This is a genomic window from Streptomyces carpinensis (genome assembly GCF_002154505.1).
In the GTDB taxonomy this organism is placed as follows: Bacteria; Actinomycetota; Actinomycetes; order Streptomycetales; family Streptomycetaceae; genus Streptomyces; species Streptomyces carpinensis.
In genome coordinates, this window is record NZ_MUBM01000008.1 from 25440 (window position 1) to 44505 (window position 19066).

Sequence of the window (19066 nt, forward strand, 5' to 3'; positions counted from 1 at the left end):
CAGCGGAACCGTTCGCCAACTGGTCTACACCACCGTTGGGACGGCAACCAAACGCGGGCCGGACGGGGTGCCGCACGGAGGAGCGGAGCCGGGGAGGACGCCCATGTGTGCCGACAGCGCCGACGCCGGAATCTCCCCCGTCCGCGATCGTTGGAACACCTTGTTCCAGGGGCTGCAGAAGATGGGCCGCAGTCTGCAGCTGCCGATCGCCGTGCTGCCGGCCGCGGGCATCCTGAACCGGCTGGGGCAGCCGGACGTGTTCGGCAAGGACGGGCTCGGCTGGACCGATGTCTCGAAGGTGATGGCGGGTGCGGGCGGCGCGCTGCTCGACGGCCAGCTGGGGCTGCCGTTGCTGTTCTGCGTCGGTGTGGCCATCGGCATGGCGAAGAAGTCGGACGGCTCCACCGCGCTGGCGGCGGTGGCGGGCTTCCTCGTCTATTACAACGTGCTGCATCAGTTCCCGGTCGCCTGCCCGGCCGGGGCGGAGGTGATCGCGACCGGCTGCCAGGCGGCGAGCGGGACGGTGACGGCGTTCACCTACCAGAATCCGGGGGTCTTCGGCGGGATCGTGATGGGGCTGCTGTCCGCCTTCTTCTGGCAGCGCTTCCACCGTACGAGGCTGGTGGACTGGCTGGGCTTCTTCAACGGCCGCCGCCTGGTGCCGATCATCATGGCGTTCGTGGCGATCCTCTTCGCCGCCCTGTGTCTGTGGATCTGGCCGCCGATCGGCAGCGGCCTGGAGAGCTTCAGCAACTGGCTGAGCGAGGCCGGGGCGTGGGGGGCCGGGATCTTCGGCCTGGCGAACCGGTCGCTGCTGGTGGTGGGCCTGCACCAGTTCCTGAACGTGCCGATCTGGTTCCAGTTCGGCAGTTACACCAAGCCCGACGGGACGGTGGTGCACGGCGACATCAACATGTTCCTCGCGGGGGATCCGAACGCGGGGCAGTTCACCTCGGGCTTCTTCCCGATCATGATGTTCGCGCTGCCGGCGGCGGCGCTGGCGATGACGCACACCGCCCGGCCGGAACGCCGCAAGGAGGTCGGCGGGCTGATGCTGTCGGTGGCGCTGACGTCGTTCGTCACGGGGATCACCGAGCCGCTCGAGTACTCGTTCCTGTTCATCGCCCCGGTGCTGTACGGGGTGCACGCGGTGCTGACCGGCGCGTCGATGGCGGCGACGTGGGCGCTGGGCGTGCACGACGGGTTCAGCTTCTCGGCGGGGCTGATCGACTACGTGATCAATTGGAATCTGGCGACCCGGCCGTGGGCGATCGTTCCGATCGGTCTGTGCTTCGCGGCGGTGTACTACCTGATCTTCCGTTTTGCGATCACGACGTTCGATCTGAAGACTCCGGGGCGGGAGCCTGAGGGGGAAGTGGAGGACACGACCAAGGCCTGAAGGCAGCCTGGCAACAGCTCGAACGCGGCCCGCACGGGGCGTAGCGGAGTGGTCGCAAGTTCGCGGGTTCCTTACCTCACCTTCATCGTGCTACAACAGGTCTACACCACTGAGTGGTGTAGACCACCACCCGATGGAGGACGGACGTATGAGCACCGCCACCGCCACAACGACGGCGGCACCCGCGAAGAAGCGGGGATCTGGCCTGTTCCAGGGCCTGCAGAAAGTTGGCCGAAGCCTGCAGCTTCCGATCGCCGTTCTGCCGGCGGCGGGCATCATGGTCCGCCTGGGCCAGGACGACATCTTCGGCAAGGACGGTCTGGGCTGGGACAAGGTCGCCGCCGTGTTCAACAACGCGGGTGGCGCGCTGACCGGGGCCCTGCCGATCCTGTTCTGCATCGGCGTCGCCATCGGCTTCGCCAAGAAGGCCGACGGCTCGACTGCGCTGGCCGCCGTGGTGGGCTTCCTCGTCTACAGCAAGGTCCTCGAGGCCTTCCCCCTGACCGAGCAGCACATCGAGAAGGGGAAGATAGTCGAGGCCACCTACAACAACCCAGGTGTGCTCGGCGGCATCATCATGGGCCTGCTCGCCGCCGTCCTGTGGCAACGCTTCCACCGCACGAAGCTGGTGGACTGGCTCGGCTTCTTCAACGGCCGCCGACTGGTGCCGATCATCATGGCCTTCGTCGGCATCGTGGTGGGTGTCGTCTTCGCCCTGATCTGGAAGCCGATCGGCACCGGCATCAGCGACTTCGGCGACTGGATGACCGGCCTCGGCTCGGGCGGTGCGGCCCTGTTCGGCGGCGTGAACCGCGCACTGATCCCGGTCGGCATGCACCAGTTCGTGAACACCGTCGCCTGGTTCCAGCTGGGCAGCTTCACCGACTCCGCCGGCCAGGTCTGGCAGGGCGACATCCCGCGCTTCCTGCACGGTGACGCATCCGCCGGCCTGTTCCAGTCCGGCTTCTTCCCGATCATGATGTTCGGCCTGCCGGCTGCCGCGCTCGCCATCGCGCACTGCGCCCGACCCGAGCGCCGCAAGGTCGTGCTCGGCATGATGATCTCCCTGGCGCTGACCTCCTTCGTCACCGGTGTCACGGAGCCGATCGAGTTCTCCTTCATGTTCATCGCGCCGATCCTGTACGTGCTGCACGCCGTGCTCACCGCCGCGTCGATGGCCGTCACATGGGGCCTGGGCGTGCACGACGGCTTCAACTTCTCGGCCGGCTTCATCGACTACGCGCTCAACTGGCACTTGGCGACCAAGCCATGGATGATCATCCCGATCGGCCTGGTGTTCGCGGTGATCTACTACGTGACCTTCCGCTTCGCCATCATCAAGTTCAACCTCCCCACCCCGGGCCGCGAGCCCGAGGAGGAGGTCGAGGACCTCACGAAGGCGTGAGCCCTCCCCGGTTGTGAGAAGGCCCCCGAGCGAACTGCTCGGGGGCCTTCTCGCGTCGTCGCGGCATCAGATCTCGTACGTGGCTCCGGGCGCCGCCAGTTCCACCGGGCCGGCGTAGACCGCGCGGGCGTCGGTGAGGTTGATGTGGGGGTCGGTCCACGGGGGGATGTGGGTGAGGACGAGGCGGCGGGCACGGGCGCGGGCGGCGGCCTCGCCCGCCTCACGGCCGTTGAGGTGCAGGTCGGGGATGGTCTCCTTGCCGTCCGTGAAGGCGGCCTCGCACAGGAACAGGTCGGACTCCCGGGCGAGTTCCTCCAGGGCCTCGCTGACGCCTGTGTCGCCGGAGTACGTCAGAGTCCGGCCGCCGTGCTCGAGCCGGATGGCGTACGCCTCCACCGGGTGGGCCATCAACTCGGTGTGCACGGAGAAGGGGCCGATGTCGAAGGTGCCCGGCTTGACCGTGTGGAAGTCGAAGACCTCGCTCATGGACGAGGCGGTGGGAGTGTCGGCGTAGGCCGTGGTCAGCCGGTGCTCGGTGCCCTCGGGGCCGTAGACCGGCAGAGGGTCGCAACGCCCGCCGTCGTGCCGGTAGTAGCGCGCGACGAAGTACGCGAGCATGTCGATGCAGTGGTCGGCGTGCAGATGGCTCAGGAAGATCGCGTCGAGGTCGTAGAGACCGCAGTGGCGCTGCAGCTCGCCCAGGGCGCCGTTGCCCATGTCGAGGAGCAGCCGGAAGCCGTCGGCCTCTACGAGGTAGCTCGAGCAGGCCGATTCCGCGGACGGGAACGACCCCGAGCAGCCGACGACGGTGAGCTTCATGGAGCAGAAACCTCCGCTGGCGGGATAGATACAGAAGGTGACGGGGGTCGTGCGGTCCGTCGAGCGTAAGGCGCGAAACGGCCGGTCGCTCCTCCGGCTAGGGCTGTTGTGGGCGAACTCACCTGTGGTGTCACCGGTTCGGCTGGACGTGGGGCGCATGAGGTGTGAAAGAGGGCGCGCGCTGAAGGTCGGGCGCCGGTAACGTCGTCCTTATGGACACGTCCTGGTGGCTGGCGCTCGCGGCAGTGGTGCTGCTCGCGCTCGTCGCCACGCTCGTCGACGGGTGGGGGCGCGGTCGCCGGCCCGCGGGGCGCAGGCTGCGGCCACCGGGACGTCCGCTGGAGCGGGGCGGTGCCGCCAGGCCGCAGCCGGCGGAGATCTGGTGGGCCAACGTGCCCTACGAGGAGGGCACGGGGGCGAGGGACCGGCCCTGTCTGGTGCTGTCCGTCCACGGCAAGCGCGCCCGGGTCGCCAAGATCACCAGCAGGTACCACGACGAGCGGGCCGGGGTGATTCCCCTGCCGCCCGGCTCGGTGGGGGACGCGCAGGGGCGGACCAGCTTCCTGGAGACCGACGAGGTGCGGGAGGTGCCGGTGTGGGACTTCCGGCGCCGGGTGGGGGTCGTGGATCCGGTGCTCTGGGACCAGGTGCGGTATCTGGCCGGATGAGCCGGTGGGGTCGGGTGAGCCGGTGGGGTCGCCCGCACCGGTCGAGCCGGGCGGACGCGCCGGGTCCGCAGGCGCTGCTCATGGCCGCGTCACCCTGACGGTGACGGTCCACTCCTGGATGCCCTGGCAGGAGATCTTGCCGGGTCCGGTGGCGCACAGCGGGCGGGAGGAGGTCAGCCGGGCCGTGCCGGGCGCGACCGCGGTGTAGGCGGCGAGGGCGTCGCCCGGCATGATCACGATGCCGGCGTCGGCGCCCTTGAGAGCGGTGCCGGTGGCCTTGACCGGGGTCCAGGGACGGTCCTTGGTGCCGTCCAGGGTGAGGCGCACGTACCCGCCGACGGTGAGGCAGATGGTGCGGCCGGAGTCGGCGGCGGTGAGCTGTGCCTGGTCGGTGCAGCCGGCGGGGGCCGTGGAGGCGGACGGGGTGCCGTCGCCCGCGGGGCTCGCCGAGCTCGCGGAGCCGCTGCCCTTGCCGCCGTGCTGCGTTCCGCAGCCGACGACGAGCAGGGCCGCTGCCGCCGCCGTGGCGGTGGCGACGGTGGTGCGGTGGAGCGTCGTACGGCGCATGGGGCGGCCGCCTTTCTGCTGTCCCGGTTTCGGGTGCCCAGTGCCCTGATGCCGATGTGACGTTTCTCCAGCACATCAGGATCCGCTCCCCCGCGCACACCGGAGCCCCGGCCGGTTCACCGCTCGCCCGGCCGGGGCCCCTTCGCGCTGGTGTACTGGTGTGCTCCCCGCGGTGTGCGGATCAGCTTGTCGTGATCGCGGTGTCGTCGACGACGAAGCTGGTCTGCAGGGAGGAGTCCTCGACGCCGCTGAACTTCAGCGTGACCGTGGATCCGGCCAGCGAGGACAGGTCGAAGGACTGCTGGGCGTAGCCGGAACCGGCGTTGAGGTTGGAGTAGGTCGCCAGCGTCTTGGACCCGGCGGTCACCGTCAGCTTGTCGTACTGGGTGGTGGTGGTGCCCTCCGACGTGTCGATGTGCAGGTAGAAGGTGAGGGTGGCCTTGCAGCCGGAGGGGATGGTCACCGACTGGGACAGGGTGTCGGTGTGGGTGGTCCCGTAGCCGTCGAGCCAGGCCTTGTAGGAGCCGCTGTGGGCGGGTTCACCGGTGTCGTTGGTGATGACGCCGCTGGTGGCGGTCCACGTGGTGTTGCCGGACTCGAAGCCCGGGTTGCCGAGCAGCTGCGCCGAGGTGCAGGTGCCGCCGGAGGAGCCGACCGTCCAGGTGAAGGCGGCCGAGCCGGACGCGCCGGTCGTGTCCTTGGCGGTGACGGTGACGCCGTAGGTGCCCGCGGTGGACGCCGTGCCGGAGATCAGGCCGGTGGAGCTGTTGATGGACAGGCCGGTCGGCAGGCCGGTCGCGCTGTAGGTGAGGGCGGCACCGGCGCTGTCGGAGGCGTGGATCTGCAGGCTGACGGAGCTTCCGGTCGCGGTTGACTGGTTGCCCGGGTTGGTGACGGTCACCGTGTTGCCGGTGGTGGTGCCGGAGGTGAAGGCGGCGGTGCCGTTGGGGGTGCCCCAGCCGGTCGGGCCGTCGTAGCCGGCGCGGGCGGTGCAGAAGTACGAGGTCGAGCAGGAGCCGTTGCTGCCGCTGGTGACGTCGTTCAGGTTGCCCGTGTGGGAGTACGGGTACTGCGCCGGGTAGTCGCCGCTGCCCGGGGTGCCCGCGAGGGCGTAGACGCCGGCGATGATCGGGGCGGAGGCGCTGGTGCCGCCGTAGACCGCCCAGCCGGAGCCGCCGTAGGTGTCGTAGACGGCCACGCCGGTGGCGGGGTCGGCCACCGCGGAGACGTCGGCCTCCATGCGCTTGGCGCAGCCGGTGTCGGTCTGCCAGCTGGGCTTGGGGTCGTAGGCGGAGCAGCCGGAGCCGGTGCCCTCGGTGCTGTTGGTGTGCCAGACGGACTCGCTCCAGCCGCGGGAGTTGGAGGCGGTGGTCAGCGCGGTGCCGCCGACGGCGGTCACGTACTGGGAGGTCGCCGGGTACTCGGCGCCGTAGCCGGAGTCACCCGCGGAGACGGTGATGGCGACGCCCGGGTGCTTGAAGTACTGGGAGTCCTCGGTGGTCTGGGAGGAGGCCTCGCCGCCGCCCCAGCTGTTGGAGACGAACTTGGCGCCGAGGGCGACGGCCTCGTTCTCGGCTATGCCGAGGTCGGTGTCGGTGGCCGAGTTCGCTTCTACGAGGATGATGTTGCAGTTGGGGCAGACGGCGCTGACCATGTCGATGTCGAGCGCCTCCTCGCCGGCCCATCCGGTGTCGCTGGAGGGCAGCGAGGTGGTGGAGCCGGTCTGGCTGACCTGCTTGAAGCAGCCGTTGGCCTTGGTGCACGACGACAGGCCGTAGGTCGAGCGGTAGGTGGCGAGGTCCGACTCGGCGTTGGGGTCGTTGTAGGCGTCGACGACGGCGACGGTCAGGCCGGAGCCGCCCGTGGAGGGCAGGTTGTAGGCGCTGTGCAGGTTGGCCGGGGAGAGGCCGGAGGGGGCGGCGGCGAGGGCCGCGGCCAGGCGCTGCTTGATGTCGGTGCGGCGCTGGGCGAAGCAGGCGGCGTGGCCCGGCTCGGCGGTGGAGCACAGGTGCTGGGTCGGCACCTTCTGGCCGGCCTTGCCGGTGGAGTGGAAGGTCTGCCGCCTCGGGTCGGTCAGGGCCTTGGCGTTCTGCACGGACTTGGTGGTGTGCGGCCCGGCTGCGGCGGCGGGCTGGGCGCCGGCCGTGGGGGCGGCGAAGAGTCCGGCGACGGTGAGGGCGAGGGCGGGAAAGGCGACGGACAGGAGTCTGCGCAGGCTCCGTCTCCGCCCGCTCGGGCGTGACTCACGCATGGGGTACTGCCTCCATCGGGAAGTGGGGTTTCTCGCACTGGTTGGGCAGGCCCGTGACGCGCGTAGCGGCGGCGAAACCGCGCAGTCATGAGCATGACACTCAGCACCCTGGAATGCCGGTGAGCGTGACATGACAGGGTGCGGGAGGAACGTAGTCCTCCCGAGGCACGGACAGGCAGTCCCCGAAGAAGATCTTTGCCGCTGGATGGGCAGCGTTTAGCCCCCTCATAGGAGGGGGCTGGCATGCGCTTGAGGCGGATTAGGGCCTGTCTGACAATTCGCGTCGGACCAGCCCGCGGCGTGTGGTGGTGGGGCTCCCTAAGCCCAGAGCTGGCCCTGGAGCGTCTCGATGGCCTCCTCCGTGGTGGCCGCGGTGTAGACGCCGGTGGAGAGGTACTTCCAGCCGCCGTCGGCCACGATGAACGCGATGTCGGCGCTCTGACCCGCCTTGACCGCCTTCCTGCCCACGCCGATGGCCGCGTGCAGGGCGGCACCGGTGGAGACGCCCGCGAAGATGCCCTCCTGCTGGAGGAGCTCCCGGGTGCGGGTCACCGCGTCGGCGGAACCGACCGAGAAGCGGGTGGTGAGGACGGAGGCGTCGTAGAGCTCGGGGACGAAGCCCTCGTCGAGGTTGCGCAGGCCGTACACCAGGTCGTCGTAGCGCGGCTCGGCGGCGACGATCTGCACGTCCGGCTTGTGCTCGCGCAGATAGCGGCCCACGCCCATCAGAGTGCCGGTGGTCCCCAGGCCCGCGACGAAGTGCGTGATCGAGGGCAGGTCGGCGAGGATCTCGGGGCCGGTGGTGGCGTAGTGCGCCCCGGCGTTGTCCGGGTTGCCGTACTGGTAGAGCATCACCCAGTCCGGATGCTCGGCGGCCAGCTCCTTGGCCACGCGCACGGCGGTGTTGGAGCCGCCCGCGGCCGGGGAGGAGATGATCTCCGCGCCCCACATGCCGAGCAGGTCCCGGCGCTCCTGCGAGGTGTTCTCGGGCATCACGCACACCATGCGGTAGCCCTTGAGCTTGGCCGCCATGGCCAGCGAGATGCCGGTGTTGCCGGAGGTGGGCTCGAGGATCGTGCAGCCCGGGGTGAGCCGGCCGTCCTTCTCCGCCTGCTCGATCATGTGCAGGGCGGGGCGGTCCTTGACCGAGCCGGTCGGGTTGCGGTCCTCCAGCTTGGCCCAGATCCGGACGTCGGCGGACGGCGAGAGCCGCGGCAGGCGCACCAGAGGGGTGTTGCCCACCGCGGCCAGCGGGGAGTCGTAGCGCATGCTGCTCAGCGACCGATCAGCGCATGCCGCCGGCCACGGCCGGCAGGATCGTCACGTTGTCGCCGTCGGCGAGCTTGGTGCTGATGCCGTCCAGGAAGCGGACGTCCTCGTCGTTCAGGTAGACGTTGACGAAGCGGCGCAGCTGGTCGCCGTCGACGATGCGGGCCTGGATGCCCGGGTGCCGGGCCTCGAGGTCGGCGAAGAGCTCGGCGAGGGTCTCCCCGTTCCCCTCCACCGCCTTCTGGCCGTCTGTGTAGGTGCGGAGGATGGTCGGGATGCGGACCTCGATGGCCATGGTTGCGGGCTCCTGTCGGAAGGTGTCGTCGAAGGGGTGCGGCGCGCGATGGGGTCCCCCCAGGCGTTCCGCGCTGAGGGAGCGCCGCGGCTCACGGCCGGACGGCGGCAGGGAACGTCAACAGATGGCGCTGTTCAACCTGCACAAGTCGACGTGCAGCCGCGCCACGAGCAGCATGCCCGGCGTCTTGTCGCTCACGTCGTTGAAAACCATGGGCTCATCGTATCGATTCCCGGTCCGGGCCCAGGAATGTGATCTCACGTCTCGGACAGTTTCCGTCCGTAGTGCGAGATCAGTAGGCCTCCACAACCTTGACCTCCTCCTCCGTGACCTCGCCCTCCACGATCCGGAACGAGCGGAACTGGAACTCGCCGGCCCCGTCGGTGTCGGCCGTGGACACCAGGACGTAGTGGGCGCCGGGCTCGTTGGCGTAGGAGATGTCGGTGCGGGAGGGGTAGGCCTCGGTCGCCGTGTGGGAGTGGTAGATGATCACCGGCTCTTCGTCGCGGTCGTCCATCTCGCGGTAGAGCTTGAGCAGGTCCTGCGAGTCGAACTCGTAGAAGGTGGGCGAGCGGGCCGCGTTCAGCATGGGGATGAACCGCTCGGGGCGGCCGGCGCCCACGGGACCGGCGACGACGCCGCACGCCTCGTCGGGGTGGTCCTCACGGGCGTGGGCGACGATCTGGTCGTGGAGCGACTGGGTGATGGTCAGCATGGGGCACAGGATAAGCAGACGAAAAAGGGGGGAGCCGCGCGATGGGGGTCCACCGGGAGTTCAGCCCCCGGAGCGCCGGGTAGGGCGGTGGCGGGCGACGGGTGGGCCCCTCCGTACCGGGGAGTGGTACGGAGGGGCCCACATGGCGGACGTCCTGAGCGGCAGCGGGAGCGGGTTCCACGAGTATCCGCTCCCGCTGGACGTCCGGGTCCCTCGGCCGGGCGCCGGGTCAGCCCACCTTCTCCAGCTGCGGCTCGCGGCGCTCGGTGACCTGCGGGTTGCGGGTCTTGAGGACCGCCCAGCCGATGGCGAGGGCGGCGGCCCACACCGCCATCACGTACAGGCAGATCCGGGAGTCGGCGTCGTAGGCGATCAGGCAGGTCACGAAGAGCAGGAACGCGATGGCGATGTAGGAGCACACCGCGCCGCCCGGCGCCGGGAAGGCGGAGGCGGGCAGCCGGCCCGCGGTCACCGCACGGCGGTACAGCACATGACTGACCAGGATCATCAGCCAGGTCCAGATGCCGGCCGCGGTGGCGACGGAGGTGACGTAGCCGAAGGCCTTCTCCGGGACGACGTAGTTCAGCACCACACCGATGGCCATGAAGGCGACCGAGACGGTGATGCCGAGCGCCGGGGTCTTGGAGGCCGACAGGCGGCTGAACGCCTTGGGCGCCTCGCCGTTGTCGGCGAGGGTGCGCAGCATGCGGCCCGTGGAGTACATGCCGGAGTTGCAGGAGGACAGCGCCGCGGTCAGCACGACGAAGTTGACGATGCCGGCGCCGGCCGGGATGCCGATGACCGCGAAGGCCTTCACGAAGGGGCTGACACCCGCGTCGAACTCGGTCCACTTCACCACGCACAGGATCACGGTGAGGGCACCGACGTAGAACAGGGCGATGCGCCAGGGCAGGGTGTTGATGGCCTTGGGGAGGGTCTTCTCCGGGTTCTCCGACTCACCGGCGGTGACACCGACCAGCTCGACGGCGAGGTAGGCGAACATCACGCCCTGCAGGGTCATCAGGGACGAGCCGATGCCGTGCGGGAAGAAGCCGTGGAAGTCCCAGAGGTTGGAGACCGAGGCGGTGTCGCCGGCCTGGCTGAAGCCGAAGGTCAGCACGCCCAGACCGATGACGATCATGCCGATCAGCGCGGTCACCTTGACCATGGAGAACCAGAACTCCAGCTCGCCGAAGAGCTTCACGGAGATCAGGTTGACCCCGAAGAGGATCACCAGGAAGACGAGTGCCGTCACCCACTGCGGGATGGCCGGGAACCAGAAGTGCACGTAGATCGCGGCGGCCGTCAGCTCGGCCATGCCGGTCACCACCCACATCAGCCAGTAGGTCCAGGCGGTGAAGTAGCCGAAGAACGGGCCGAGGAACTCGCGGGAGTACTCCGCGAAGGAACCCGAGACCGGGCGGTACAGGAGCAGCTCGCCGAGCGCCCGCATGATGAAGAAGATGATCACGCCGGCGAGGGCGTACATGACGATGAGACTGGGTCCGGCCTTGGCGATGTTCGCCCCGGCTCCCAGGAAGAGGCCGACGCCGATGGCGCCGCCGATCGCGATCATCTGGACCTGGCGGCTGCCGAGCCCTCGCTCGTACCCCTCTTCGGGGGTGTCGGTGACCTCCGAAGAGGTTGCGGTGACCTTCGAAGAGGTCATGTGTTGTGCGCCTTTCTCCATGCCGACCCCGGCCGTTGGTCGGCCGCGGATCGGGTCTCGATCCCCCCGGATTGAAATGGAGTTGTGCCTGGCCGACGGTTGGTCGGCTCGGTGGCGCACCCGGCCGAACATGGGTGGTGTTCGCCGGGCGGTCGTGAAGATTTATCACGCCCGCAACACTGATCGCAGGGTGACGTGTGGCACACGGCACAGCAATAAAACCGGACAAAACCCGACTGGGCGACCCATAATCAACCGCCATGGTGACGCGATCGTTATCCGGATTTGAGCGTCCGCTGAGCGAACACAAAATCCACACAAACCAGGATGATCAGAGCTCGGCGGTTCTGCGGTTCGGGCATGAGCGAGGAGGCTCGGGTCCGGCGGGAGCTCGCAGACGCGGGTCAGGGCAGGAGCGTGGAGACGAGGGTCTCCTGGAGCCCGCCCAGCCACAGGTACGCCATCACCATGGGCTTGCGCGGATCCTCGTCGGGAAGGGTGTAGAGGTCGTCGGCGTCGTCCTCGCCGGTGATGTCCAGCCGGGAGCCGATGGCCAGGCGCAGATCGTTCAGGGCGCCGAGCCAGCGCCGGGACTCCTGGGGCGACAGCTTCAGCACGGCCCCGCCCTCGCCCGCCTGGGACAGCTCGTTGAGGGAGTGGATCACCGCGAGCGCGTTCTCGCGCTTGCCGGCGCGCAGGTCGTTCTCGGTGTAGCGACGGAACTCCGCCGCGTGGGCGCGCTCCTCGGCCGCCTCCTGGGCATCGGCCGGGGCTCCCTCGGGATCCCCGTAGGCGTCCGGGAAGAGCCTCTTGAGGACCGGGTCGGTGGGCGGCTCGCTCGGACCCTCGGCGAAGAGTTCGGCGAGCGGGTCGGCGGGCGCGTCCTCCGCGGGGCCCGGGCCGATCAGCTCCAGGAGCTGCACGGCCAGCGAGCGGATGATGGAGATCTCGACGTCGTCGAGGGCGACGGCCGCGCCGCCGCCGGGGAGCGGTTCGAAGTGTCCTGGCATGGAAGGGATTCGCTGCTTCCGGTCGGTCCGGGCTGTCCTGCTGCTTACGGCTACTTGCGGTCCTGCTGGAGCGTGGCCCACAGGCCGTAGCCGTGCATGGCCTGAACGTCCCGCTCCATCTCCTCGCGGGTGCCGCTGGAGACGACCGCCCGGCCCTTGTGGTGGACGTCGAGCATGAGCTTGGTGGCCTTGTCCTTGGAGTAGCCGAAGTACGTCTGGAAGACATACGTGACATAGCTCATGAGATTGACGGGATCGTTGTGGACGATCGTCACCCAGGGGACGTCCGGTTCGGGTACGGCGAAGACCTCTTCCGCCGACTCGGTCTTCTCGATCTCGATGGGTGCGGCTGCCGTCACATGGCCCATGCTGCCACTACAGGGGGGTGGGAGTACAAACAGGCAGGGCGGTGACCGGGTGGCGGCGCATGGGGAATCCTTAAATCGTCAGACTGACGAAATGGGAGTACGATTCCTGGTCATGCCGCAAGCACCGGGGACGACCCCGGACCCCCGGCAGGCGCTCGGGGCACCGCGGATTCACAGCTAGGAGAGGTTTGGTGGACGTGGCGGATCTCGGGCTGCCGGTGGACGTTCCCTCGACGGCGCTCTTCACCGATCACTACGAGCTGACGATGCTGCAGGCCGCCCTGCGGTCCGGGACGGCCGCGCGGCGCAGTGTCTTCGAGGTCTTCACCAGGCGTCTGCCCGACGGGCGGCGCTACGGCGTCGTGGCCGGGACCGGACGGGTGCTGGACGCGGTGGAGAACTTCCGCTTCGACGCCGGCGTCCTCCGCTTCCTGCGCGAGCGCGAGGTGGTGGACGAGGCGACTCTTCAGTGGCTGGCCGACTACCGGTTCAGCGGCGACATCTGGGGCTATCCCGAGGGGGAGGTGTACTTCCCGGGCTCGCCGATCATGCGGGTCGAGGGCTCCTTCGCCGAGTGCGTGCTGCTGGAGACCGTGATCCTGTCGATCCTCAACCACGACTCGGCGATCGCGGCCGCCGCCTCCCGGATGTCCTCGGCCGCCGGTGACCGGCCGCTGATCGAGATGGGCGCCCGGCGCACCCACGAGCTGGCCGCCGTCGCCGCCTCCCGCGCCGCCTACATCGGCGGCTTCGCCTCCACCTCCGACCTGGCCGCCGGCTTCCGCTACAACATCCCCACCGTCGGGACCGCCGCGCACGCCTTCACCCTGCTGCACGACTCCGAGCGGGACGCCTTCCAGGCCCAGATCGACTCGCTCGGCCGGGACACGACGCTGCTGGTGGACACCTACGACGTCGCCGAGGCCGTCCGGACGGCGGTGGACATCGCGGGCCCCGAGCTGGGCGCGGTGCGCATCGACTCCGGCGACCTGCTGCTGGTCGCGCACCGGGTGCGGCAGCAGCTCGACGAGCTCGGTGCCCGGGACACGAAGATCATAGTGACCTCGGACCTCGACGAGTACGCCATCGCCTCGCTGGCGGCGGCGCCCGTGGACGCGTACGGCGTCGGCACCCAGCTGGTCACCGGGTCCGGCCACCCGACCTCCTCCATGGTCTACAAGCTGGTCGCCCGTGCCGAGTCCGCCGATCCCGACGCGCCGCTGACACCGGTGGCGAAGAAGTCCAGCGGCGGCAAGACCTCCATCGGCGGCCGCAAGTGGGCGGCGCGCCGGCTGGACGCCCACGGGGTCGCGGAGACGGAGGTGGTCGGCACCGGCCCGGTGCCCGCCCGGCTGGCCGACCGGCAGCTGCTGGTCCAGCTCGTCAAGGGCGGCCAGGTCGTCGGCCGGGAGCCGCTGGACGTCGTGCGGGACCGGCACGCCGCCGCCCGCGCCAATCTCCCGCTGTCCGCCACCCAGCTGTCGCGCGGGGAACCCGTCCTTCCGACGGAGTACGTCCACGAGCGCTCGGGTAATTAAAACTGGTGCCCGTTTCCGCCGCGCCGAGAGCCCGATCCGCCCACTGATCCCCAGAGCCGAAGGACACCCACCATGCGCCGCGCCTTGATCGTCGTCGATGTGCAGAACGACTTCTGCGAGGGGGGCAGCCTCGCGGTGGCCGGTGGGGCGGACGTCGCCGCCGCGATCACCGAGCTGATCGGTCAGGCGCCCGCCGGCTACCGGCACGTGGTGGCCACCCGTGACCACCACATCGCGCCCGGCGGGCACTTCGCCGACGACCCCGACTACGTCCGCTCCTGGCCGGCGCACTGCGTGGCCGGCACGGAGGGCGTGGGCTTCCACCCGAACTTCGCGCCCGTCGTCGCCTCCGGCGCGGTCGACGCCGTCTTCGACAAGGGCGCGTACGCGGCGGCGTACAGCGGCTTCGAGGGCGTCGACGAGAACGGCGTGTCCCTGGCCGACTGGCTGAAGGCCAGGGGGATCACCGAGGTCGACGTGGTCGGTATCGCCACGGACCACTGCGTGCGCGCCACCGCCCTGGACGCCGCGAAGGAAGGCTTCCGCACCCAGGTGCTGCTGGACCTCACCGCCGGGGTGGCCGCGGAGACCACCGACCGGGCCCTGGAGGAGCTGCGCCGCGCTGGCGTCGAGCTGACGGGCAAGCCGGTGGTCGCCTAGGTCCTCTCGTCCGGAGCACGCCGGGCTACGGCGCGGACGCGCGGCCCGGGCGCTGCGGACGCCGCAGTCCCGTCCGGACGCGCGGCCCGGGCGGGCGGGACGCCGCAGCTCCCGTGCGGACTCTTCGCCCCCGCGCGGCCCGGCGCGCGCCTGCCCGGCGCCCTGGGGCGGTCCTACGCCCGGGCGGGTGCGTGCCGGTGCAGGAGGCTCCTGATCGGGTGCCACAGCTCCGGGGGGCCCACGGCGACGCCGACAGCGCTGTCGGGAGACGTACGCCATATCAGGCCGTCGGGGTGGTGCAGGACCGCGGTGATCTCGTCCGGGGTGGGCGGGGCGGCGTTGCCGCGCAGATAGATCGCCCGCATGCCCAGATTGCGCAGACGCGTCAGGGCGCGGGCGCGGTTCTGGGCGTGGACCAGTACGCGCACCCCGGTCGAGCCGTCGGCGGCGGGGCTGGGCAGATTCAGCGCCACCACCACCGTGCCGTTCGGCAGCTTGCAGAAACCTCCTGCGGTCATGCAGTCACATCCCCGTTTCGGTCGGTGTCAATAAGCGAGTCACAGGACGCACCTAAACACGATCGGCGGCGACCCGCCAGGGGGTCACCGCCGATACGCTATTGACCTGCGACGATGCGGACTACTTCACCGCGGGCCCGACCTCGAGATCGATCGTGGAGCCATCCTTGGCCACCTTTTCGATCTTGATCTTGGTGTTGGTGTCAGTGATCTTGACACCGCCGGCCGGGTTCGACGCGTCGTAGTAGGTGCTCGTGTGGTCGTTGAAGACCGGCACCCCCTTCTGCGACGCGATCCGCACCGGCACGCCCGCCTTGTGCAGCGTGATGGCGTCGGTGGGCTCCAGGGTGAACGGCGAGTCGTAGGCCTGGAACCGGTTGCGCAGCAGCGTGCCGTCGGTCCACTTCAGCGGCGTCGGGTGCGAGTCGACCGGCAGGATCAGACCGGTGCCGGGGTGGTCGGCGGTGTTGTTGTCCGGCTGCGAGGTGTCCCACTTCCAGATCAACAGGCCGTTCTGGTACGGGATGTGCTCCACCCAGTCCGGACGGGTCGTCGAGAAGCCGAAGTTGTACGGGCCGACCTGCAGGGTCTTGTCGTACGAAACGTACTGCCGGTTCTCGGCGACGTAGTACTGCTTGTAGTCCTTGGTGAAGGACGCGCCGATGCGGGAGAAGCCGGCCGCCGTCCAGGCCGGGTCGGCGCTCTCCGCGTTGTCGGAGAAGACCGTCGAGCCGTCCGCGGTCAGCGTGATCTCGTCGGCCGCGAAGCCCTTGAGCGCCACACCGCCGTCGGTCTGGTAGCGGAAGCGCAGGTCGAACTTCTTGCCCGCGTAGGCGTCCAGCGGGTACGACAGCTTCGCGTACGCGTCGATCGAACCGGTCAGCCCCGGCTTGTCGCTGGCGTCGCGCGGGATCGGCTGACCGTTCACCGTGCCGTCCAGGGCGGTCCAGTTGGCGCCGCCGTCGGTCGACACCTCGGCGTAGAGGTAGTCGTACTCGGCCTCGATGTCGTACCAGCCGTCCAGGGACAGCGTGGCCGAGGACTTGCCGGTGAGGTCGACCGAGCGGGTCAGGGTGTTCTTCAGGTCGTTGCCGCTGCCGCTCCACCACTGGCTCGCGCCCTGGGCCGGGGCGACCACCTCGGTCTTGACGGCCTTGTCGGGCAGCGAGACGACCAGCGCCTGCTTGCGCTTGGTGTTGTACTCGGCCAGGCCCAGCTTGTGCGAGGAGTTCACGCCGGCCTTGGCCGTGTCGTAGTTGAGCCAGCCCAGCTGGAGCTTGTCCCAGGCGTTCAGGTCGCCGGGCAGGTTGCCGATGGCCTCCTTGCCCGTGCCCAGCCACGAACCGGACGACATCAGCGTCCAGAACCCGGTGGAGTTCTCACCGCCGTTGGTGTCGTACTCGTCCGGCAGACCGAGGTCGTGGCCGTACTCGTGGGCGAAGACGCCGAGTCCGCCGTTCTCCGGCTGGATGGTGTAGTCGCCGACCCAGATGCCGGTGTCGCCGATCTGGGTGCCGCCGAGCTTGTTGTCGTCCGGGCCGGTGGCGCCGGCGTCGGTGCCGAAGGCGTACCAGCGGTGGGCCCAGATGGCGTCCGTGCCCTGGGCGCCGCCGCCCGCGGACTCGTCCTCGCCGGCGTGCACGATCTGGAAGTGGTCGATGTAGCCGTCGGGCTCGTTGAAGTTCCCGTCGCCGTCGTGGTCGTAGCGGTCCCACTGGTCGAACTTGGCGAGCTCGGCGCGGATCTCGGCCGCGGTGTCGCCGGCGGCCTCACGCTGGGCGACCCAGGCGTTGACGCCGTCCCGGACCGCGTACCAGGCAGCGGCGTCGCCGGCCTTGTTGGAGCCGTAACGCGCCTCGTTGTAGGGGATCTTGACCCAGTCGGTCACTTCGCCGTCGACGGAGTAGCGGCCCGAGGACTGCGTCTCGTAGTACTTCTTCAGCGACTCGGTGTCCTTGCCGGTGCCGAAGTACAGGTCCTGGTAGTGCTTCTGGTTGTAGTCCGCCTGCCAGTCCGTACTGTTGTCCTTCGTACGGTCGGGCGCGGCTATCTCGTTGTGCCGCGGGCCGGGGGTGCCGCCGTAGCGGCTGTCGACCTGGTCGCCGAACTCGACCAGGATCGTGAAGATCTTGTCGGTCTTCTCGCGACCGAGTTCGACGTACTTGCTCTTGCCCTTCTTGTCCTTGAGCTGGACGACGTTCGAACCGTCGCGGTTGTTGACCTTGGCCTTGCCGGATATGACCTGGTTGAGCGCTTCCTGACGCTGAGCATCCTGGGTCTTGCTCAGCGGGCCGTCGAAGTCGTGTTCCCTCTGCTTCGACAGCGGGTCCTGCCGGTCCACGGATGCGGAGCTGTCCGTCGTGGCGGCCTCCGCAACGGCGAACGTCGAGAACGTGGCGGTGGCCGCCGCGAGCGCGACCCCGATCGCGGCCGTTCTGAACGTCCAGGTTCTGCCTGTCACTTGATGTCCTCCCCTGACGCGTCCGGACGCGCGGAAGGGGGGTCTCAGGCGACGAGAAGGTCCGCGCGCGATCAACGCGTGTAGTCAAGTGACGACATTTGACTAGAGGTTTACGAGAAAAGACAGACCTTGACTTGGACAGTTCAAGTGCACTATGCGGAGCAGGCGTTCGCTTTACGAACGGCCGGGGGCGGTGACCCGTGCGGGCCGGTGGTGCTGCCGGGCGGGAGTGGGCGGCGGGGGCCGGCCGGAGGCGCGCTCGGCCGTGCGCCTGGTGGATGATGTGATTCCGTGCGCCCCCTATGCATCGGCACCGTGGGTTAGGTCACGCTTACCAACCGTTCCCCCCGGGCATGCAGGGGATTAAAGTCGATCGGCGGAACGCCCGGAAGTCGGCGGAAAGCCAGGCCGTCACCCCGTCTCGCCCCCAAAATCTTCCGAGGACACGATTACCATGCCTCGTCCGACTGCCGCACAGCTCGCCTACGGTTCCTGCACCGTGATCCTCTCGACGCTCGCCATGCTGCTGCTGTCACAGACGAGTTCGGGCTTGGGCATCACGGTCGTCGCTCTGGCGGCACTTGCCCTGGGACTCCTGGTCGCCATGACGGTGCCCCTGCCGAAGGCACAGGCGGCACCCGCCGGAACGGCCCGGGACTCCGCGGCCGTCGGCCGGGCCCCCAGGCAGGAATGGCGAGAGCCCGTCTCCGCGGGCGCGGAGCCGGGCCAGGGCAGGTCGGCGAGGGACTCCTGACGCCGAGTCGGGCCGGGCAGGTCAGCGAGTCGTGCTGACCACCACCGTCTTGGCCGCCTTGTCGTGCAGTCCCTGCTTGTAGGGGCGGTCGAAGAAACTCCAGCCCCCGCAGATCGCCAGCCAGAAGCAGGCGCAGCAGAACCAGAACGGAATCCACAGCACCAACGCGCGCACCAACGCCGTCGCGACGGACGGGGTGGAGCCGTCGGCCAGGTCGGCCACGCGCATGCCCAGCCACTTCTTGCCGAAGGTCTGCCCCCATCTGGCGGTCATGAAGGTGTCGTAGGCGACGTAGAGCACCACGCCGACGGCCGACTGCCCGATGGACTTGCCGACTTCGACCTGATCGGCGTTCATCGTGTACTCGTTGACGTGGATCGCCCAGGTGATCACCCAGACGACGATGCCCACCAGGATCAGGTCGACGATCCGGGCGAGTGTGCGCTTGCCGCTGTCCGCGAGCGGGGGCATCCCGGAGAGCGGGTCCTCGGGGTACGGGCCGCCGCCGTACGGGCCGCCCGGGTAGGAACCGCCATCGTACGGGGAGCCGCCTCCGCCGTAGGGGGCACCACCGCCTCCGCCGTACGGGGAACCGCCCGCGCCGTACGTGGAGCCGCCGGTGCCGCCGGCCTGGTCACCGCCTCCCGTGCCGCCGCCGGGCTGGTCACCGCCGGGTGGCGGGGGCGACCCGCCGTGGGGC

At 69.4% G+C, this 19066-nt stretch carries 19 protein-coding genes; 6 read left to right on the forward strand and 13 right to left on the reverse strand.

All coding sequences use genetic code 11. The features are described from left to right. Window positions 1-103: 103 nt before the first annotated feature. Together BZY54_RS01350 and BZY54_RS01355 are read left to right on the forward strand one after the other, a co-directional pair. Entirely contained in the window at window positions 104-1399 is a 1296-nt protein-coding gene (locus tag BZY54_RS01350) for a PTS transporter subunit EIIC (protein ID WP_086722477.1), read from the forward strand. 148 nt (window positions 1400-1547) lie between these two features. Continuing rightward, window positions 1548-2804, forward strand: coding sequence for a PTS transporter subunit EIIC (locus tag BZY54_RS01355; RefSeq protein WP_086722478.1), 1257 nt, complete (start codon window positions 1548-1550; stop codon window positions 2802-2804). 66 nt (window positions 2805-2870) lie between these two features. On the opposite strand, the gene BZY54_RS01360 is transcribed toward BZY54_RS01355, so the two are convergent. Then, a complete protein-coding gene (locus tag BZY54_RS01360; protein ID WP_086722479.1) occupies window positions 2871-3623 on the reverse strand; it encodes an MBL fold metallo-hydrolase in 753 nt (250 codons plus the stop codon). Window positions 3624-3835: 212 nt separating this feature from the next. On the opposite strand from BZY54_RS01360, the gene BZY54_RS01365 reads away from it, so the two are divergent. Further along, window positions 3836-4291, forward strand: a complete 456-nt coding sequence (locus tag BZY54_RS01365) for a type II toxin-antitoxin system PemK/MazF family toxin (protein ID WP_086722480.1) — start codon at window positions 3836-3838, stop codon at window positions 4289-4291. A 78-nt stretch (window positions 4292-4369) separates the two neighbouring features. Here BZY54_RS01365 and BZY54_RS01370 read toward each other — a convergent pair whose 3' ends face one another. The 9 genes from BZY54_RS01370 to clpS all read right to left on the reverse strand — a co-directional run bounded on the left by BZY54_RS01370 (window position 4370) and on the right by clpS (window position 12435). Further along, window positions 4370-4858: a hypothetical protein gene (locus tag BZY54_RS01370; RefSeq protein WP_086722481.1), complete on the reverse strand. Its 489-nt coding sequence runs from the start codon at window positions 4856-4858 to the stop codon at window positions 4370-4372. 181 nt (window positions 4859-5039) lie between these two features. Beyond that, a complete protein-coding gene (locus BZY54_RS01375) occupies window positions 5040-7109 on the reverse strand; it encodes a putative Ig domain-containing protein (RefSeq protein WP_086722482.1) in 2070 nt (689 codons plus the stop codon). 318 nt (window positions 7110-7427) lie between these two features. After that, window positions 7428-8378 carry a PLP-dependent cysteine synthase family protein gene (locus tag BZY54_RS01380; protein WP_086722483.1) on the reverse strand — a complete coding sequence of 317 codons (951 nt, stop codon included), beginning with the start codon at window positions 8376-8378 and terminating at the stop codon, window positions 7428-7430. A 16-nt stretch (window positions 8379-8394) separates the two neighbouring features. After that, window positions 8395-8673, reverse strand: coding sequence for a MoaD/ThiS family protein (locus tag BZY54_RS01385; protein WP_086722484.1), 279 nt, complete (start codon window positions 8671-8673; stop codon window positions 8395-8397). A gap of 117 nt (window positions 8674-8790) precedes the next feature. Next, on the reverse strand, window positions 8791-8886 hold the full coding sequence (locus BZY54_RS54940; RefSeq protein ID WP_341868654.1) for a putative leader peptide: 96 nt from the start codon (window positions 8884-8886) through the stop codon (window positions 8791-8793). A gap of 79 nt (window positions 8887-8965) precedes the next feature. Continuing rightward, a complete protein-coding gene (locus tag BZY54_RS01395; RefSeq protein WP_086722486.1) occupies window positions 8966-9388 on the reverse strand; it encodes a M67 family metallopeptidase in 423 nt (140 codons plus the stop codon). 229 nt (window positions 9389-9617) lie between these two features. Continuing rightward, entirely contained in the window at window positions 9618-11057 is a 1440-nt protein-coding gene (locus BZY54_RS01400) for an amino acid permease (RefSeq protein WP_086722487.1), read from the reverse strand. A gap of 404 nt (window positions 11058-11461) precedes the next feature. Next, window positions 11462-12067 (reverse strand): DUF2017 domain-containing protein, encoded by a 606-nt coding sequence (locus tag BZY54_RS01405; protein WP_086722488.1) that lies wholly within the window; start codon window positions 12065-12067, stop codon window positions 11462-11464. Window positions 12068-12117: 50 nt separating this feature from the next. Next, window positions 12118-12435 (reverse strand): ATP-dependent Clp protease adapter ClpS, encoded by a 318-nt coding sequence (gene clpS / locus BZY54_RS01410; RefSeq protein WP_086722489.1) that lies wholly within the window; start codon window positions 12433-12435, stop codon window positions 12118-12120. A 191-nt stretch (window positions 12436-12626) separates the two neighbouring features. Between clpS and BZY54_RS01415 the strand changes: the two genes are divergently transcribed. Together BZY54_RS01415 and BZY54_RS01420 are read left to right on the forward strand one after the other, a co-directional pair. Beyond that, entirely contained in the window at window positions 12627-13973 is a 1347-nt protein-coding gene (locus BZY54_RS01415; protein WP_086722490.1) for a nicotinate phosphoribosyltransferase, read from the forward strand. 72 nt (window positions 13974-14045) lie between these two features. Continuing rightward, on the forward strand, window positions 14046-14633 hold the full coding sequence (locus tag BZY54_RS01420; RefSeq protein ID WP_086722491.1) for an isochorismatase family protein: 588 nt from the start codon (window positions 14046-14048) through the stop codon (window positions 14631-14633). A 173-nt stretch (window positions 14634-14806) separates the two neighbouring features. Here BZY54_RS01420 and BZY54_RS01425 read toward each other — a convergent pair whose 3' ends face one another. Next, entirely contained in the window at window positions 14807-15151 is a 345-nt protein-coding gene (locus BZY54_RS01425; protein ID WP_086722492.1) for a hypothetical protein, read from the reverse strand. Window positions 15152-15272: 121 nt separating this feature from the next. Beyond that, complete coding sequence (locus BZY54_RS01430; RefSeq protein ID WP_086722493.1) at window positions 15273-17612, reverse strand: immune inhibitor A domain-containing protein; 2340 nt, start codon at window positions 17610-17612, stop codon at window positions 15273-15275. Window positions 17613-18066: 454 nt separating this feature from the next. Between BZY54_RS01430 and BZY54_RS01435 the strand changes: the two genes are divergently transcribed. Then, window positions 18067-18366: a hypothetical protein gene (locus BZY54_RS01435; protein WP_086722494.1), complete on the forward strand. Its 300-nt coding sequence runs from the start codon at window positions 18067-18069 to the stop codon at window positions 18364-18366. 21 nt (window positions 18367-18387) lie between these two features. Here BZY54_RS01435 and BZY54_RS01440 read toward each other — a convergent pair. After that, window positions 18388-19066 (reverse strand): RDD family protein (locus BZY54_RS01440; protein ID WP_244216896.1); only part of this gene is annotated, 679 nt, incomplete at its 5' end.

Bases quoted from the DNA above. Each gene is read 5' to 3' on its own strand.
- BZY54_RS01435 (WP_086722494.1), top strand. From the start codon at position 18,067: ATGCCTCGTCCGACTGCCGCACAGCTCGCCTACGGTTCCTGCACCGTG.
- BZY54_RS01350 (WP_086722477.1), top strand. From the start codon at position 104: ATGTGTGCCGACAGCGCCGACGCCGGAATCTCCCCCGTCCGCGATCGT.
- BZY54_RS01425 (WP_086722492.1), bottom strand. From the start codon at position 15,151: ATGACCGCAGGAGGTTTCTGCAAGCTGCCGAACGGCACGGTGGTGGTG.
- clpS (WP_086722489.1), bottom strand. From the start codon at position 12,435: ATGGGCCATGTGACGGCAGCCGCACCCATCGAGATCGAGAAGACCGAG.
- BZY54_RS01365 (WP_086722480.1), top strand. From the start codon at position 3,836: ATGGACACGTCCTGGTGGCTGGCGCTCGCGGCAGTGGTGCTGCTCGCG.
- BZY54_RS01400 (WP_086722487.1), bottom strand. From the start codon at position 11,057: ATGACCTCTTCGAAGGTCACCGCAACCTCTTCGGAGGTCACCGACACC.
- BZY54_RS01380 (WP_086722483.1), bottom strand. From the start codon at position 8,378: ATGCGCTACGACTCCCCGCTGGCCGCGGTGGGCAACACCCCTCTGGTG.
- BZY54_RS01385 (WP_086722484.1), bottom strand. From the start codon at position 8,673: ATGGCCATCGAGGTCCGCATCCCGACCATCCTCCGCACCTACACAGAC.
- BZY54_RS01395 (WP_086722486.1), bottom strand. From the start codon at position 9,388: ATGCTGACCATCACCCAGTCGCTCCACGACCAGATCGTCGCCCACGCC.
- BZY54_RS01420 (WP_086722491.1), top strand. From the start codon at position 14,046: ATGCGCCGCGCCTTGATCGTCGTCGATGTGCAGAACGACTTCTGCGAG.
- BZY54_RS01360 (WP_086722479.1), bottom strand. From the start codon at position 3,623: ATGAAGCTCACCGTCGTCGGCTGCTCGGGGTCGTTCCCGTCCGCGGAA.
- BZY54_RS54940 (WP_341868654.1), bottom strand. From the start codon at position 8,886: ATGGTTTTCAACGACGTGAGCGACAAGACGCCGGGCATGCTGCTCGTG.
- BZY54_RS01375 (WP_086722482.1), bottom strand. From the start codon at position 7,109: ATGCGTGAGTCACGCCCGAGCGGGCGGAGACGGAGCCTGCGCAGACTC.
- BZY54_RS01355 (WP_086722478.1), top strand. From the start codon at position 1,548: ATGAGCACCGCCACCGCCACAACGACGGCGGCACCCGCGAAGAAGCGG.
- BZY54_RS01405 (WP_086722488.1), bottom strand. From the start codon at position 12,067: ATGCCAGGACACTTCGAACCGCTCCCCGGCGGCGGCGCGGCCGTCGCC.
- BZY54_RS01370 (WP_086722481.1), bottom strand. From the start codon at position 4,858: ATGCGCCGTACGACGCTCCACCGCACCACCGTCGCCACCGCCACGGCG.